An 18,872-nucleotide genomic window follows, 5' to 3' on the forward strand; every position below is an offset into this window, starting at 1 on the left:
AGAGAAGAATTCAGCAATGAGCATAACTTACTATTTTGTTATGGTCAGTTTATAACTGCTAGTCCTGTTGTCAATGCCCTCAATGAGTTGATATACAGATATTAGGTGAGCAGAGCGTTTGAATTTTGGTTAAGTAGAAATGTTTTCATCACTTAATTTTTATATCCTGAATTACAGTATGGATGAGTTATCTGTCCGTTATCTACACTCGCCAATCCGCCATCTTGTTTCCGTTGGATATGATCAATCGAAATTGAGTTTCTATGGATAAGACCATTGCATATTTTACATTTCTGTGCATTTTTTAACGCTTCTTTTATATAAATCTCACTCTTTTTATTTGTATTGAAGTCTTGTGCAGATGAATGAATTTCCTGATTTATTGTACGAATAGTCAAATACTGAAAATCCTTACTAGATATAATCTCGTTTATAACATTGTCAATTGTTTTTTCTGTTTGTAAATTAGTTACAATTCTCTGAAAGATTTTTGATACATCTTTGTAGCTTTTTTGAACAGACCTGTATTTTAAATAAATTTGCTGAATCAAGTAATCATATTTTATGAGGCATTCCTCGAACGGTTCTCGTACTTTAATGAAGTCATTGATTTTGTTTCTTTTATCAAGCTCCATTACGAAATCAACTACAGCTAGTAACGACACTGTTCTATGTCGTCCATCTTTTGAGTAAAAGTATATAACTGGATGTAACCCCAAAGATGAGGAATTATTACTGTTTAATCTATACACAATCTTTTTGGTATTCTTTAAAATCTGTATTGTTGCCTCACCAGTTAAGTCATTATTAATTCCCTTATTATTAAAATCTAGATTGTTAACAACATTTACAAAATCTAAAATTAGTGGTAATGTTTGTGAGGAATATAGTTTTCCTCCAACTGGTATATCCAAAGTTTTTATAGGGGTCTTTAACTTAGGCGCAAAAAGTATCTCATTAATCTCTTTAGCTATTTCTTGTATTTGATATTGTGTTTCATCTGAAAAAGATGACCAATATTTATGCCCTTTACCGCTTCTGATAATTGCACGCGCTGCAATACTGTTGGGCTTTTTCCTAGATTCAAGGAGTTTTAGCTCAGTTTTATCAATTGGTGCAGCTTGTTGATTAATTTTAAAGAATGAACTTTCTGCTTTGGTTGCATCACCTTCAACCCATTGAAGCTGAATTGCCAAAGCTGCTAAATTTTTAGCATATTTTACAACTTCGGGTTTAACTTTATCAGGGTGTGTGGGAGCCAATCTAAAATCATCATAGGAGCCAACTGTTTTGTTTACTAATTTTCGTGTTTCTTGAGCAACTTCTAGTTGTTCATCAGAAATTACCCCATCATAAAAAAGCTTTGAAATTTTCCCATCACCATAATCATCATTTACCCAAGCAGATAAAGCACTCAATCTATGGCTACCATCAATTACAAACAAGTAGCCACCTGTACTTCGCCATAAAATAATTGCTGGTATTAAATCGCCCTCAATAAAACTCTTGATAAATTCACAAATTCTATTTTTATCCCATTCGTTAGTTTCTCTTTGAAAATCAGGTTTTCTGATGTTTGAAAAGAAGAATGAGTCTATCTTAAGGTCTTCAATAGAAATTGTTTCTTTTTTCTTGCCCAGATTAATATTTTCTTCTACATCAAAATCCTCTCTTGGAATCAGAGCATCTAGATTAACTTTAGCCATGATGTTTTCTCCTGTATTGCTACAATTATACGTCAAGCTCATAGGCAGCAAGTACGACTGAGCATCATAGCTTCTCAAAGCTAAAAGTTACCTAAAGTATTGAAAATCCCTTTACTACTACCCTAAAAGCTTTCTACATCAATCCCGACCCAATGAAGTCGCTGTAGATGATATGCTGATTGGCATAGCGATCGCTCCTAGATTTAGCAACCACTGCAAATGCTCACGAGTACGGCTCTACTGACAGTGTTGTTTAGGTAATTTATTTTTTCTTTAAAATCCCTTGCTTACCCAGCCAAAAAAAGCTATCTCTGAATGCAAGTTGGTATCATTGTGCAAAACTACCCTAATCTGGTAGCGATCGAGTTACGATCTTGTCACACCCTTTTTTTGATTTGAGAAGTCCTATTCCAGAATTTTCTGGTTAAAATAGTATATCTGTTCTACTCAAACTCCCAGAGAAACACTCCTTAAAACCATATATTTAGAGGCATTAGAAGCAGGAATGGCTATCAACACTGATACTTCTGGCAAGCAAAAAGCGCTGACTATGGTGCTCAACCAGATTGAGCGCAGCTTTGGTAAAGGAGCAATCATGCGCCTGGGCGATGCTACCCGGATGCGGGTGGAGACGATTTCCAGTGGGGCGCTCACCCTAGATTTAGCATTGGGTGGTGGTTTACCCAAAGGGCGGGTAATTGAAATTTATGGGCCGGAAAGTTCCGGTAAGACTACAGTAGCGCTACATGCACTCGCTGAAGTGCAAAGAAATGGCGGTATTGCTGCCTTTGTTGATGCAGAACACGCCCTTGATCCCACTTATGCTGCGGCATTGGGTGTAGATATTGACAATTTGCTGATTTCCCAACCAGACACTGGCGAATCAGCTTTGGAAATTGTCGATCAGCTTGTTCGTTCTGCTGCGGTTGATATTGTAGTCATTGACTCAGTAGCAGCACTAGTTCCCCGCGCTGAAATTGAAGGCGATATGGGTGACATCCACGTCGGTTTGCAGGCGCGGTTAATGAGCCAAGCCCTACGTAAGATTACGGGCAATATTGGTAAATCTGGTTGTACAGTAATTTTCATTAACCAATTGCGGCAAAAAATCGGTGTTACCTACGGTAGCCCAGAAACTACTACTGGCGGTAACGCATTGAAATTTTACGCTTCAGTGCGCTTAGATATTCGCCGAATTCAAACTTTGAAGAAAGGTACAGATGAATTTGGTAACCGCGTTAAAGTTAAAGTCGCCAAAAATAAAGTAGCGCCGCCCTTCAGAATAGCGGAATTCGATATTATTTTTGGCAAGGGTATTTCTACCTTGGGTTGTCTTGTTGACTTAGCAGAAGAAACTGCCATTATTGTCCGCAAAGGAGCTTGGTATAGTTACAACGGCGATAATATCTCCCAAGGACGAGACAACGCTATTAAGTATCTAGAAGAAAAGCCTGAATTTGCTGAACAAATTAAGCAACTGGTGCGTGAAAAGTTAGATAAAGGCGCTATTGTTTCTGCTAACTCTGTAGCTAAAGCCAGTGAAGGAGATGAAGAGGAAGAAGTCGATTTAGAGCCAGAAGAATAAGAAATGTGGATTTATCAATCAATCTGCAAGTCTTAATGTGTAGTGGGTTGCAAAGACAGCTAACCCACCTTTTACAACATATTGATGAGTTACAGCAAGCCTAAAAAAATGATTGCCACTATATGACGAGCAATCATTTTATTTTTATAGCGTTTGTCGTTGGAATAAGTTAAAAGTAGGGGCACACCAATGAACAATGTTGTGCCCCTAAAAATTGTGTATATTTCACGCGATTGAAAATGACTATAATTTCCAATTTTTTAGCTGGGATTGTATGGTATTTGTCTGCTAAAAAAGCGATCTAAAATTTCTGATTTCTGTTCTGAACTAAAGTTGTCATACCAATGTTCAAACTTCTCAACTAGCCCAGAATTTTTGAAAATCTCTGAATTATCATCTGGTTTTTCAAACAAAGGTTTTGGTCTGTCATGGGGATAAGTAAGTATTTCTACTTGATTATCGCTCTTTCGATGCACAAGTTGCATCAATAACTCCATTGCGACAGTTGGCAAAACGCGACACGTATAATTCATGAAAAAATCAAAAGTCATACTACCTACACGGATGCGATCGCCATCTTTGAGCTTGATCGGCTCCTCTGCGCGATCGCCATTCACAAATGAGCCATTGGTACTCTTGAAGTCTATGAAGTAGAAACCTTGATCATCAATATATTGAATAGCAGCGTGGCGACGAGACATATAACTATCAGGAATGCAAATACCACTGCTACGATTACGACCTATTGTCCAGATTTGCTGTGGCTGCCGTAAACTTTGGGTCTGATTGTCGCACAAGTTAGTCATTAAATAAACAGCAGCACTATCCACTACACCATGTATGTAACATACTTTTACCCTCCTCAACGACGGTTGAGATAGGTTTTCTAGCTGAAGAATTTCATCTAGAAGGCTGCTGTGGTGTTCATACAACTTCAGGAATACTTGGTATAAAGTTAATCGCCGTTCTATTTCCGTTTCTGCAAAGTCAGCCATCATACGTAAACCTTGTACTACCTGATTTTGTTTATGAATATTCTGCTTCAGTCTACAATCAGGGATAATTACGTTTTCACTTTCCGCTGGCTTAATAGCGTTAGGTTTAACAAATTTTAGGTACGAAATTCCCTGTTGTTTCTAGGCATCAAAAGAAAGCATGAAAATATCTTTAAAAAATTATTATACTTTATTGTTTATTGTAAATAATCATTTGCTATTTGTAACAGATAAAAACCATGAAGATTTGATTAAGAATTACCAAAAGTTAGCATATTTTTGCTACAAAACTGGATCTTTCTTAACATTTGCGAGAGCAATGGCTATCGCTCAACCCAACTATTATATATACTTGGTCAATTTTGAATAAATCTGAGTTTTACCTGAAGAATAAGAGCTACTTTATCAAGCTAGTGAGGAAATCAAAACCTTAAAAGTATTTGACGCATGGAATTCGCTACTACAAAAGCAAAGCCCACCTCCGTGGACTAGTGCAAAATTAAGGGTTTTGCCTGTGTAGCTATGATTTATAAAATATATAAAAATAAACTTTTATAAGAGAATGCTTTAAAACAATACAGTTCAGTTTAAGACTTGATCCTCCTTAACCGTCCTTAAAAAGAAGAGAACAGCGCTCTTTTATTCCTCTGAAAAAATAAAATATTTGTAGATTGGGTTGAACAAAGTGAAACCCAACAAAATCAAGGATTCTTGATGTTGGGTTACCCTACGGGATTTTGCTACGTTCCTCAACCCAAGCTACGCCTAGATTTATAAAAACTAATCAGAAACATTGGTTTCTGATTTTTATCTCGTGAGAGTCATAAAACAGCGTTAGTCTGGCAACCAGAGCGAGTAGCTCTCAAATTTAAACTTTCAACTTACAATAAGCCTCGTTTGCCATTAGGACGCACGGTCATCCAATTTGTTTTTGCTAGTGCTAGCTGCTCATCAGAAATTTTGGCATTGGTAAGATTGGCACCACACAGATTAGCTCCTCGAAGGTTAGCATTGCTGAGATAAGCATTACTGAGGTCTGCGCCTCGTAGGTCTGCTCCTTCTAAATCAGCATGGTTAAAGTATGCTTTGCTCAAATTAGCATCCTTGAGATTGGCTTGAGTGAGACTGGCTCTGCCAAAGTCACTATTGTGGAGATTAGCTCCCTGGAGATTGGTTTTTTGCAATTGAGCGGAATGGAAATTTGTTTGGGATAAGTCAGCACCTTGCAGATTCAGCAAATTTAAATTGTGTAAGGCAAAATCCCGTCTTCCCTTGAGATAGGCTGTTAATAAACCTTGGGTATCTAACTTACGCTCAATTTTAGAATTTTGAACTTGCGAACCATTGCTGTTGCTGTTAGCTAAAGTCGTTGATTTGCCCATCCCAGAACCGTGATGTAATCCAGCAGCTTCCGCTGCCTTGGCTCGTCTAGCGCGAATTGCTGCCGCTACCTGTGCCACTCCTGCACTGGTAACAGCAGCAGAATGGTTGTTACATAAAACAGCAGAATTTTCCAAGTGGTTGTGTGTTCGCTCTTTAGCTCCGGTATCAGATTTAAGTAGTAAACCCTTTGCTAAACTTTCTAAGTATGGTTCTATTTCCAATGCTCTGAGAACTTCTGCCGCCGACTGATAGCGACTACGTACAGACACGTCTAACATTTTTCGCAATACATTGCTCAAGTGGTCACTCACTTGCACAAGCTGCTCCCACATCATCTCGCCAGTGTGGGGATTGTAATCTAAATCTTTAGGAGTTTTACTAGTCAGTAAATAAATGCATGTTACCCCCAGTGCATAGATATCACTGGCGTAGACTGGACGCATCGCCATTTGCTCTGGAGGTGCAAAACCAGGAGTGCCAATGGCATATGCAGTTAATGCTGTCTGCCCTGATTGACTTGTCGCACCTTGGCTGACTTGGTTTTTGACCGCACCAAAGTCGATGAGTACCATTCTGGCATCTTGAGTGCGGCGAATTAAGTTGGCTGGCTTGATATCACGGTGAATCACCTTTTGCTCATGGATATATTGCAATAGTGGCAGAACCTCGCTCAAAAATTGCTTGACTCCAGTTTCGCTCAAGATGCCGTTAAGTTTCACCTCCTCCTGCAATGTATCACCACTGATGTATTCTTGAACTAAGTAGAATTGTTCATGATCTTCAAAATAGTCTAACAATCTTGGTACTTGGGGATGATTGCCAATCTTACCTAGAGTTTTGGCTTCTCGCTCAAAGAGTTCTCTGGCCATCTGTAAAACGTGTGGGGCGCTTCCTGATGGGCGTAATTGCTTAATTACGCAACTCGGTTCTCCTGGTAAGCCTTGATCATGGGCTAAGAAGGTTGCTCCAAAGCCACCCTGACCTAATGGTTTGATCACCTGATAGCGATCGCGCAACAGTAGTTGCGAGCCACAAGACTGACACCTTTGGCTATATACCAAATTTTCTGGATTGGGACAGGTAGGATTTAAGCAGTAGCTCATGCACTGTCAACTCGCTGCACGAATAATCACGGGGAGTGTTATACTCCCTTTCAATTATTTAGATATTAATCAACTCTTGCAAGGTAATTTTTGCTGGAAATCCTTTGAAGAGTTTCTAAAGTTTAATTGATATTACGTAAAGCGATCGCCAAAATAAAATAATTTATTATACTTACGTTGCTCAAAAACACTTAGTTTGCTTTATACCATATACAAAATCGTAATAACACTCTCTTAAAGCTTGTTAGATGTGGCGTGCTGCTCTCCCGACTCGCTAAGGTAGTTCGGAATTGAGCAAGTCAGCTTTAATCTAGATTTTTGCATGATTGTATCTATTAATCTTATTCTGGATAATTGGTATTTAAAAGTATTGGAGGGGCAGTGCCCAACGCCAGTTGCTCTATTTGGATAGAAGTCAAAGCGGCAACTTGGGCTGATAGCGCAGCGTTAGCCGTGTTCGCTTAACCCTACTCAAAAGCTAGCTATGCGCAGCGTCTCGTAGAGAGCGTCTGGCTTTGCCAAGCAAGAGGGCGAACTGAACTTCTCCTTCTCTTCTCTACGAGACGCTGCGCCAACGGAGATGCTACGCGATGGGATGGCTCCCCTACAGAAAATAGCTGTAGGATTTTGGATGCCCAAATTTGGAGGCAATTTAGAATCATCTCCATTAGTCGTTAAGAGACTATTAGCTGGCTTTCATGTTCACACTAATCAGTTGTTCGATAAGTGCAAAAACATCACTGCGGCTGAGTTTCTCTTTACCATTAGCAAGGGCGTCAAGAGTTCCATTAGCTAAGGTTAAGGGAATTTGGCAAAAATCTAAGGCTGGGCCGGTAGGAAGTTCTTTGGTATAAGCTTCTGCCAGGGCTAGATTGCGCCGCGCATACTCTTGCATATTTGCTGCACTCCAACCCTCTGGGAAAAAGTCTACCCCACGCCCTAAATCCTCAGTATGGTTACGCAGGATATTAACCGCTTGTAAACCCCGACCAAACCCAATTGCCTGGGTACGGTTAGTTTGTGTTCCATCGTACCAATTCCATAAGTCCGATAGTAACAATCCCACTGCACCTGCAACCCCAAAGGTATAACGATCCAAATCAGATTCTGTATCAATTTCCCAGTTTCTTTCTGCCCAGTAAGCCATCCGGTCTGCCATTGCAGCAGTGGCATCCCAAATTCGAGGTGCAATGGTCTCTGGTGCTAGCAGCAACCATTCTCTAATCCTCACAGTGACTTCTTCTAAGGTATTCTCATACCCACTAAATCCTGCCAAGAAAGCATCTACTGCGAAGCCATCAACCCCTGCCTGTAATGTCAGGCTAATCGTTTTTAAGAGCTTTGCTTTAGTAGCGTTATCTAGTTCGGGATTATCTTCAATTTCATCAATGGCACGCATACACAAATATGCTGATGCTACTGCTTCTTGTAATCCTGGCGGTAAAAGACTAATTGGGATATAAAAAGTTCGGCTAGTTTCTTTGAGGATTTGCAATGCATCTCTACGTAAATTCATGTTTTCACTCCCCGATTGATTTTTGCACCACATGAAGTTTGCAGTTTTTTGATGATACTGGATATAGTTTTGACTAAACCTTAAAAACTATAGACTATAAGATACGTTAGTATTTAATCTAAAAACTAATAGTTTTTGGTGCTGCAATTAACAAAACTCTCAAATTTAACAAAGTCTAATCCAGTATATAGGCTTTTGGTCGCAAAAATGTGTAATATGCCGTTTAATATAGCTTTCATAAACTTTTAGTGTGTATATATATAAATATGCTAATATTTGGCTGATTGACGGGAATTTTTTCCATCAGCAAACATCCATTTTAGGGATTTAAAAGTGTTTTAAGTCTGCGTTAATCTGACTAACAAATTGTAATTATTGTATATATAAAGACAATCTAGGAAAAGCTGGTAACGAATAACAGTAACTGTACGCAGCTATTAGATGCGTACAGCGGCTTGTCGAAGAGTTAGGGTAACTTAAATTGGACATAGAGGGCTGCGATGACTAGGTTAGGCTACACCTATGCTTGATTGGTTACAGTGGGAACCTCCTTGCTGTTGAAGGTGACATAGAGTGACCATAAGAGAGAACAAGAAGTTCCCGTATATTTACGAGATTGACAATAAAAAAGTGGGCTGTTGGCCCACTCAATAAAATATTTATGAATATTTGACCTCTCACCGATCTCAATACATGGAAATTCAAGTAGTTGTTTCGAGCCAGGTTAAAGCTACGGTCTCCAATTTTTACTTGTTTTCCACTGGTGCCAGCCCATTAATTGCTGGGCCGTTGATTACCTTGCCCTGAGTATCAAACCGCGAACCGTGACATGGACAATCCCAGGTCTTTTCTGAGGAATTCCAGGCAACGATACAGTTAAGGTGAGTACAGATTGCAGAATGTTCGTGCAGTATGCCGTTTTCATCTCGGTAAGCTGCGACTTTTGTCAAACCATGCCGCACTACTGCACCTGTACCGGGAGCAATTTTTTCAACGGAATCAACATCCCCTGGTGTCACCCACTCTAAATACTGGGCAGCAACGTTAAGATTCTCGGAGATAAAATCACCTACTCCACCAATTCTCACCCGTGATGGGTCATAAAGCTCTGTCCAGGTATTCTTTCGCCCTAAAATTAAGTCAGTTAGGAGTATCCCCGCGATCGTGCCGTGGGTCATTCCTATGCCTGTATCACCCGTGACGATGTAGACGTTTTCCTCATCAAAAGGATTTTGGCCAATGTAGGCAATACCATCATCAGAATTCATTACCTGACCCGACCAGCGAAATAAAACCTCTTGTACCATCGGGAAACGTTCTTGCGTCCAGGTTTGGAGTCTGGCATATCGTGAGGAGGCATCGTCAGCTTGTCCGGTTTTGTGGTCTTCGCCACCAACAATTAATAGATCATATTGTTCGTCAATGCTTTGTAATCTTACGTAGTGGTAGGGGTCGAGGGTATCCCAATAAAGGGCTTTAGGAACAGAACCGCGAGGTACTTTTGCACCAATGACAAAAGTCATGTATGGAGCCTGTTTAAAGTGCATAGTAGCTAAATTACTGATGGGTGAGTTGGTTGCTACTACCACAGCATCAGCTGTCACAACTTTTCCACTACTCGTTTCAACGCGGGCAGGTAAACCACCTTTGATTTTTTCTACATGCGTCCCTGTATAAATTCTACCGCCACGCCGTTGTATGGCTTCTGCAAGTCCAGCTAGATACTTTAGTGGGTCAAATTGCCCTTGTTGGGGAAAGCGTAGACATACTCCTGTATCAAAGCCAGCCAACGGCGCTTTTTTCACCATTTCAACATTAGTGAGTCCAACTCGGTGTACTGCTTCTAACTCGTGCTGAATCTCATCTATTGATTTGAGGTCTGGCGGAAAAAGATAGCCGTCAAGTCGCTCGAAATCGCAGTTAATGTTTTCTTGGGTAGCGATCGCCTCTATAGTATTAATTGCTGTTGTATGACTTTGAGCAACAAGTTGTGCGCCCTCTTTACCGTGCATTTGCTCCAGTTCGTGGTAACGATAAGTCAGGACATTCGATAGATGTGCCGTTGTTCTTGCAGTTTGACCACCACCAATAGGGCCATCATCCAGCACCACCACTGATTTACCTGCGCGGGTTAACATATAGGCAGTTGACATTCCTGCTATTCCAGCACCGACAACGCACACATCTGCATGAGTATTTTCGGTAAGCACGGGTTGATTTGGGACTTCTGCCGTTGTCATCCAAATAGAAATAGTTTTACCAGAGTCGTTTCGCATATTTTTTAGAGTCTCAAGCCTAATTTATTCTGCTGGAAAGAAGGTTATGGAGGTAAGAGCAATAGGAAAGTAAGAAGGAAAAATATCGAAACATTTTTCCTTCAGTGATTATGCCTTTATGTGTCTTTAATCCGTGCCACAACTCAGCTAAAATGTCTATTCCAGCTTGTTATTGTATAAGCCTAGACTATTAATTGTAAATAATGTATCTGCATCATGATAGACATAAAAATCTGCTTAATAGGGGATGAAATCGCAAAATCTTTGTCTATTAAAAAATAGATTCTTTATAATATTCTTGGGTAGTGACAGCAAATATGATTGGTGATGCCTGGACATGCGATGTTCTCCCAAATAAAATATACTGAATAAACATCGTATTTGTCTTTCTCGCCTCATTCAGAATTCTTGATATTGGGTTACCCTGCGGTAATAACACAAACTTGTGCATTACAAAAACCACTCTTGCCAAAAAATATCTGCTAATCTTTCACCCAACTTCTAGCGAAAGAAAGAGTTTGAGGCTGAGTATCTCTGTAATCATGAATGCGGACAAGTGTTAACCCTCTTAATAAGTGATATGCCGCAATATTTCGGAAAACTACCCACTACTAACCAACCTTGGACAACTGTTAGTAATGTAAAAGCTGTAACCTGGGACAATAATATTATTAATTTTGATTGTGGCGACTCACGCTTTACCGTCACCGTACTTGCGCCCAATTTAATCCGCGTGCGTTTCGCACCAAGTGGGGAATTTATGCCCCGCCACTCTTGGGCAGTGACGCTAGATGATGGAGAATGGGCGACAACACCTTTTGCAGTCCGGGAAACTGAAGCAACGGTAGAAATTGAAACAGAACAGATTCGTGTGTGCGTCCAGCGAGAAAAGTGCCGCATCGCCTGTTTCGACAAAGCTAATCGCCCTTTTGCCCAAGATGCAGAGATGGGTATAGGTTGGCGGATGGGTGCAGTTGCAGGATGGAAAGAAATTGCAGCCGATGAACATTTCTATGGTTTTGGTGAACGCACAGGCTTTCTGGATAAACTCAGCGAAGTAAAAACCAACTGGACAACGGATGCCTTAGATTATGATGCACTGACTGATGAAATGTACCAAGCAATTCCATTTTTTATGGCTTTGCGCCCAGAGTTAGGCTACGGCATCTTTTTCAACACTACTTTTTGGAGTCAGTTCGATATCGGTGCTGAACAGCCAGGTATTTGGAAGATGGAAACTCGTGGCGAAGAGTTGGATTATTACATTATCTACGGCCCCGAACCAGCCCAAATCCTGGAGACTTACACTCAGCTAACTGGAAGAATGCCATTACCGCCTAAATGGGCGCTAGGTTATCACCAATGTCGCTGGAGTTACGAATCAGAAACTGTTGTGCGGGAACTGGCGCAAGAATTTCGTCAGCGCCGCATTCCCTGCGATGTTATTCACTTGGATATTGACTATATGCGGGGTTATCGGGTGTTTACTTGGAGTCCTCAACGCTTTCCCAACCCGGCAAAACTCATTAGTGATTTAGCAGAGGATGGTTTCAAAACAGTCACAATCATCGATCCTGGTGTGAAATATGAACCAGAAGCCAAGTATCACGTTTTTGACCAAGGATTAGAAAACGATTATTTTGTGCGTAAAGCCAATGGTGCCTTGTTCCACGGCTACGTTTGGCCTGAGAAAGCTGTTTTTCCTGACTTTTTACGGCCTGATGTGTCTAACTGGTGGGCTGATTTACACAAAAGCCTAACTGATATTGGAGTGGCAGGAATTTGGAATGATATGAATGAACCTGCCATAAACGATCGCCCTTTCGGGGATGATGGTGAAAAGATTTGGTTTCCGCTAGATGCACCGCAGGGGGGACAAGGGGACAAGGGGAATATCCCTGCATCTTCTTCTACTCATACAGAAGTGCATAACTTGTATGGGTTGATGATGGCTAAAGCTTGCTATGAAGGGTTGCAACGGCATCGAAGTTCAGAGCGATCATTTGTGTTAACGCGATCGGGTTATGCTGGGGTGCAACGCTGGTCTTCTGTATGGATGGGGGATAACCAATCGTTGTGGGAGCATTTAGAAATGTCTCTGCCAATGCTTTGCAATATGGGACTTTCGGGTGTGGGGTTTGTGGGTTGCGATATTGGCGGGTTTGCTGGTAACGCCACGGCTGAATTATTTGCTCGGTGGATGCAGGTAGGAATGCTTTACCCATTGATGCGCGGTCACTCGGCAATGTCTACTGCTCGTCATGAACCCTGGGTATTTGGCGATCGCGTTGAAAATATCTGTCGAGAATATATTAATTTACGCTACCAACTACTTCCCTATATCTACACTCTTTTCTGGGAAGCGGTAACAACAGGCGCACCGATTTTAAGACCATTATTGTACCATTTCCCTAACGATCCGAAAACCTATAGTCTCTACGATCAAGTATTGCTAGGTGCATCGCTGATGGCTGCACCAATTTACCGCCCTGGAGTTGAGCATCGATCTGTCTATTTACCCCTGGGCACTTGGTATGATTGGTGGAGTGGCGATCGCTATGAAGGCCCGATTCACATTCTTGCTCATGCACCACTGGAAAGAATGCCACTGTATGTCCGTAGCGGTGCGATCATCCCCATGCAACCTGTCAGGCAATACGTTGATCAACACCCACTCGAAGAGATCCGATTACGGATTTGGCCTGGTAATAACGAATATCAGCTATTTGAAGATGATGGACAGACAAGCAAGTATCAAGCTCAAGAGTTTTCACTAACCAATATAAGTGTATTTACAGAGGCAAACAAAACAGTAGTAGAAATTGGAGCAAGAGTTGGGAAATGGACACCTCCACTGCGTGAAGTGATTGTAGAACTTGTTGGTGTTGGAGAGCAACGTTTCCAAGATGATGGTAAGCGACAGACTCTGCAATTTTGAAATCCTCGCAAAGGTGGTTTTTTGAGCCACCATTATTTCCTACTCTAAATTGTGCAAGAAAAAATATGCATAGAGGTAGATGAAAAGTAAGTCAATGGGTAGCCTAAAATACAAAGGACATAAATGATTAACCCGTAAGAAATACGGAAGTTTACTACGCTAGATAGATGCGGTTAGAGAACACTAAATGTTAAATGTTAACCGCTTGCGGCTGCAAGATATATTTAAGATCCCTACAAATTCGCTTGTGGCACAAGTCGCAAGTGCGATCGCTGTTTTTGTTGGCAGCTTGGTACTAGTTGGCTGGTGCCTTGGCATTGAAGTTCTTAAGCGCGGCTTCCCTGGTAGTCCCGCCACAATGAAAGTCAACACAGCACTATGTTTTGTGTTGTGTGGTGTATCGCTGTGGCTGTTTTCAACAGGAGGAAGCAGGGCAGAAAGCAGGGAGAACACAACAATTCAAAATTACCCCCACAGCGCCCGATTTCCTACTCTGCTAATTTCCAGGGTCTGTGCAATAGCTGTCACCACAATTGCTGCGCTCACACTCTGTCAATATCTGTTTGGCTGGAATTTCGGCATTGATGAACTAGTGTTTCGTGATTCGCCAACTAGTATAGCGACATCACATCCGGGGCGAATGGGGGTAAACACAGCAGTGAACTTTATGCTGGTGAGCATCGCCCTACAACTTTTGGTTCATCCAAAAACCCAGCGCAGTTATTGGTATGCCCAGATTATCGCTCTGGTCGCGGCTTTAATTTCCTTTCAGGCAGTCATGGGCTATGCCTATAAAGTGAGAGTTCTCTACGGACTTGCCCCTTATACAACATCAATGGCCTTACACACAGCGGGGCTGTTCAGCTTACTAAGTATGGGCATTCTGTGGGCGCGGGCAGAACAGGGGTTAATGAGGGTAGTTACTAGTGATACCTACGGCGGCTTACTTGCACGTCGTTTATTAATTGCCGCGATCGCAGTACCTTTTGTATTGGGGTGGTTAATTGTTGAAGGTGAACGAGCAGGACAATACGGCGCAGCATTTGCAGTGTCGCTGTTTGCGATCGTTGTAATTGTGATTTTTACTATTTTGATTTGGGAAAGCGCCAGAGTTATTGAAAGTCTCAGCCATCAACGCGATCTCGCCCAAGAAGTACTGAGAACCTACGAAGCCAAACTGGGGAGTTTTGTCGATGCTAATGTCATCGGGATTCTGTTTGGCGATGTGTACGGCGGTATCCACAAGGCAAACGACGAATATCTGAGGATGATTGGTTACACGCGTGAGGATTTGTTAGCAGGTAGGGTAAGTTGGAGCAATATCACAGCACCAGAGTATCGATACTTGGATGAGCGAGGTGTCGCCGAAGCAAAGGGAAACACCAACGGTGCTTGTACGCCTTACGAGAAAGAATATATTCGCAAAGATGGTAGCCGCATCCCAGTATTAGTGGGTTACGTGTTGGTAGGAGAAAACCGGGAAGAATCAGTAGCGTTTATCCTCGATTTGAGCGATCGCAAGCAAGCAGAAGCAGAGCAACAAAAATTAGTATCGCTGGTAGAAAATAGCTCTGACTTTATTGGTATCACCACCCTTGAGGGTCAATTACTTTACATCAACGATGCAGGTCAAAAGCTGGTAGGGCTTGCCAGCCTTGATGAAGTCAGGCAAAAAGCAGTATTAGATTATGCCATGCCCAAAGACAAAGCCTATTTTCAAGAACATATACTGCCGACTGTGCTATTACAAGGGCGCTGGCAGGGAGAATTCTGCTTCCGGCATCTCCAAACAGGTCAACCGATACCAGTTGATTACAATATCTTCACTGTTACAGACAAGAAAACAGGTCAGCCAATTGCCTTAGCAACTGTGACTCGCAACATCAGCGAGCAAAAGCAGGCTAAGGAACAAATATTACGACTAAACAAGGATTTACAGCGCCGCATTACTGAGTTACAAACTTTGTTGGAAGTAATTCCCATTGGAATTGGCATTGCTGAAGATCCAGAATGCAAAAATATCAAGGTCAATCCTTCTTTTGCCAAGCAGTTGGGGATATTGCCAGATACAAATGCCTCCCTCAGTGCTTCCTTGGAAGAAAAACCAACATTTAAAATCTACCGAGAAGGAAGGGAACTCTCAGCAGAGGAACTCCCGATGCAGTACTCTGCTGCTCATGGTGTCGAAGTTTTGGATTTTGAAGTCGATATTGCCCATGAAAATGGAAAAATCGTCAACCTGCTGGAGTATGTTGCACCCCTGTTTGACGAAGAGGGTAAAACCAGAGGATGTGTTGGTGCATTTTTAGATATTACGGAGCGCAAACAGGCAGAGGAAGCACTCCTAAATCAGCAAAAATGGCTGGAGGATGTGTTAAATCTGATGCCAAGACCGTTGCTGTTTATCGAACCAGGAACGGCGCGGGTAACTTTTGCCAATCGCTCTGCTGACGAATTAGCTGGAGGCGAATTTCCGAAGGGTGTACCAGCCGCAGAGTATCACACAGTTTATCACTACACGAATGCAGCAGGTGATCGCATCCCCAATGAACAAATGCCAGGAGTACGGGTTGCCCTTGGCGAACGCCTGAATGGATTGGAGGTAGACTGGCACACTCCTGGGGGTGTGCGTTCTCTATTAATATTTGCTGATACCTTGCCAGCAATGCACGGTCATCCGGCTACCTGTATTTTGGTGTTCCAAGAAATCAGCAACCTCAAGGATACACAAAAAGCCCTCTCGTTAGGTTACAAAAGGCTAAAGCTACTATTTGAGACAGCTAACGATTTACTATCGAGTCAGCAACCAGTAGCACTAATCGATAGCGTCTACCGAAAACTCTCAGACCAAATTGGTTTAGATATTTACTTTAACTATTTAGTTGAGGATAACTCTCAGGTAATGCGGTTGGGGTCTTACAGTGGCATTTCCGAGGAGATGGCAAAGGAAATTGAGTGGTTGGCACTTAATCAAGGGGTTTGTGGTACTGTAGCGCACGAACGCCATCCCATGTCTGTAGAGAATGTACAGGAATCTACTGACCCAAAAACAGAATTGATTCGCTCTTTAGGCATTACTGCTTATTATGCATACCCATTGATCGCCCAAGGACGGCTGTTAGGTACTCTTTCTTTTGGCAGCCGCACTCGGTTAAGCTTCACCGATAATCAAAAGGGGATGATGCAAGCAGTATGCGACCAAATAGCGATCGCAATGGAACGAACTAGTTTAATTGCTTCTTTGCAAGAACAAACTGAGCAGTTGCAACAAGCTAACCGCATGAAGGATGAGTTTCTGGGAATATTATCCCACGAGTTGCGATCGCCCCTCAATGCCATCCTTGGCTGGGCGCAATTACTACAACGAACTAAGCTCAGTGAAACCCAAATGGCTAGGGCTACAGAGACAATTGAGCGCAATGCCAAAGCGCAAACCCAGCTAATTGAAGACCTGCTGGATATATCGCGGATGACTAGAGGCAAATTACGCCTCAATGTCCTTACTTGTAATTTGGTTCCGATGATTGAGTCGGCCATCGACACTGTTAGCCTAGCCGCCCAGTCCAAGGAAATCGATTTGAGATTTTCCCTCATTCCCTCAAAAGAAACGCGAAATGCGCCACCGGGGATACTCCCCGTGGTCACTTTCGCGTCAAATTCAGATTCGGGATTCGGAATTAATAGCGAAAATCTAGAATCTCCACAAGCACAATTCCAAACCAATCAACACCAAGAAAACAACTTCCTGGGCGAAAATTCTCAATTCTTAGTTTCCGGGGATTTCGAGCGTTTGCAGCAAATCATCTGGAATCTGCTATCCAACGCTATCAAATTCACGCCCGCAGGAGGACGGGTAGAGGTGCAATTGTCAGTGGTCAGTGGACAAGAAAAAGAACAGACAACGGATAAATACGCCCAAATTCAGGTGATTGATACAGGCATTGGGATCAGTCCTGATTTTCTTCCTTACGTCTTTGATCGCTTTCGTCAAGCTGATAGTTCTAGTACTAGAACCTATGGTGGATTAGGACTAGGATTAGCGATCGTCCGTCATTTAGTAGAATTACATGGCGGTACTGTCCACGCAGATAGTCCCGGTGAAGAACAAGGAGCGACGTTTACAGTCAAGCTACCACTTTTGAAGAGTGCCCCGATCAGACCCTTTGCCCCTGCGCCCCTCCCGCCGTCTTCCCCTCTCCCCGTCTCCCTCCTTGGCGTGCGGGTACTGGTTGTAGATGACCAAGCCGATAGCCGTGAATTCATCACCACAGTTCTCGAACAGTACCAAGCCGAAGTTCAAGCAGTCGCATCAGTTCAAGAAGCATTGCAAGTAATTACACAGTGGAAACCAGATGTTTTAGTTAGCGACATCGGTATGCCCCAGGAAGATGGTTACTCTTTGATCCGCAAACTGCGATCGCAACGCCCAGAACTAGGAGGAAATATTCCAGCCGCAGCGTTGACAGCTTATGCTAAACCAGAGGATCGGATGCGAGCTATACAAGAAGGTTATCAGCTACATTTACCTAAACCTATTGAGGCGGCGGAGTTAGCTACAGTAGTTGCCAGCCTTGTGGGACGAACTTAGAGAAAATGGGGCATTGGGCATTGGCAATCTCCTTCTTTTCTAATATCAAAATTTATATAAAATTCAAACTTTTTCCTAATTAACAATCACCAAAAAGCAGTTTTTTATTTATGATTTAGCTTATTTGGTGAATACTTGCATATAAAAATAACTTATATGTAAATTTTTATCTCAATATGAATAATTATTGCGTATTGGGGCGATCGCTATTTAGCAAAAGCGGCTTCAATAGGCAATTCAATGACTCCTCTTAAAAAGGCTTGCTCTTTTATTTCCTCCTTTAGTGCATTTTGAAGAAGGTCACTACAGGCGGGGAGAAATTATCCAAGGTTTATTAGAAGTGACTTCCGAAATAGGCAATTTCAAAGTTGTATTTAATGTATGTAACTGAAATGGGTGACAAAGAGGCTACATAATTTGTGAATTAAGTATTATAAGAAAATAGTGTTAAAAATAATATTTGTATTTACTGGTACTAGCATGATTGACCTGTAATATTCACCCAATTATTCAGTTAATCATGCAAAAAATAGATGATGCGTCTTTTAACTCTCATGTATCTAACAAACAAGGATTATTTTATACAATAATATAACTACTATGATCGCCCTAAAACAAACATTAACTGAACCACAACAGCTAGATAGTATTGATTTACATAACTCGAAGCGAGCTGATTTTTTACAAGAAGTAATTGAAGGCTTAGAAGACGGAATATTAATTTTAAGCCAAACTGGTGAAGTAGTTCATGCTAATGCATCTGCTCATCGCCTTTGTTGTCA

At 41.8% G+C, this 18,872-nt stretch carries 8 protein-coding genes; 3 read left to right on the forward strand and 5 right to left on the reverse strand.

Features of this window, described 5'->3' with window-relative positions:
* Positions 1-152 precede the first annotated feature (152 nt).
* On the reverse strand, positions 153-1,706 hold the full coding sequence (locus ACEYW6_RS21320) for an HNH endonuclease (protein WP_412981314.1): 1,554 nt from the start codon (positions 1,704-1,706) through the stop codon (positions 153-155).
* Between the two features lie 505 nt (positions 1,707-2,211).
* Here ACEYW6_RS21320 and recA point away from each other — a divergent pair.
* Positions 2,212-3,291, forward strand: coding sequence for a recombinase RecA (recA, locus tag ACEYW6_RS21325; protein ID WP_196513493.1), 1,080 nt, complete (start codon positions 2,212-2,214; stop codon positions 3,289-3,291).
* 260 nt (positions 3,292-3,551) lie between these two features.
* Here the strand turns inward: recA and ACEYW6_RS21330 are convergent, their stop codons facing one another.
* The 4 genes from ACEYW6_RS21330 to ACEYW6_RS21345 all read right to left on the reverse strand — a co-directional run bounded on the left by ACEYW6_RS21330 (position 3,552) and on the right by ACEYW6_RS21345 (position 10,564).
* Complete coding sequence (locus tag ACEYW6_RS21330) at positions 3,552-4,286, reverse strand: FHA domain-containing protein (RefSeq protein WP_412981332.1); 735 nt, start codon at positions 4,284-4,286, stop codon at positions 3,552-3,554.
* Between the two features lie 881 nt (positions 4,287-5,167).
* On the reverse strand, positions 5,168-6,772 hold the full coding sequence (locus ACEYW6_RS21335) for a serine/threonine-protein kinase (RefSeq protein WP_190896093.1): 1,605 nt from the start codon (positions 6,770-6,772) through the stop codon (positions 5,168-5,170).
* Between the two features lie 685 nt (positions 6,773-7,457).
* Positions 7,458-8,288 carry a squalene/phytoene synthase family protein gene (locus ACEYW6_RS21340; RefSeq protein WP_190896095.1) on the reverse strand — a complete coding sequence of 277 codons (831 nt, stop codon included), beginning with the start codon at positions 8,286-8,288 and terminating at the stop codon, positions 7,458-7,460.
* Positions 8,289-9,034: 746 nt separating this feature from the next.
* The gene (locus tag ACEYW6_RS21345; RefSeq protein ID WP_412981315.1) at positions 9,035-10,564 is read right to left on the reverse strand and encodes an FAD-dependent oxidoreductase; all 1,530 of its coding nucleotides are present in this window, start codon (positions 10,562-10,564) and stop codon (positions 9,035-9,037) included.
* A gap of 580 nt (positions 10,565-11,144) precedes the next feature.
* On the opposite strand from ACEYW6_RS21345, the gene ACEYW6_RS21350 reads away from it, so the two are divergent.
* Positions 11,145-13,502: a glycoside hydrolase family 31 protein gene (locus ACEYW6_RS21350; protein ID WP_412981333.1), complete on the forward strand. Its 2,358-nt coding sequence runs from the start codon at positions 11,145-11,147 to the stop codon at positions 13,500-13,502.
* A gap of 187 nt (positions 13,503-13,689) precedes the next feature.
* Positions 13,690-18,090 (forward strand): PAS domain S-box protein, encoded by a 4,401-nt coding sequence (locus ACEYW6_RS21355; protein ID WP_412981316.1) that lies wholly within the window; start codon positions 13,690-13,692, stop codon positions 18,088-18,090.
* Positions 18,091-18,872 lie beyond the last annotated feature (782 nt).

It is taken from the genome of Nostoc sp. UIC 10607 (assembly GCF_047228265.1).
GTDB lineage: Bacteria > Cyanobacteriota > Cyanobacteriia > Cyanobacteriales > Nostocaceae > Nostoc > Nostoc foliaceum_A.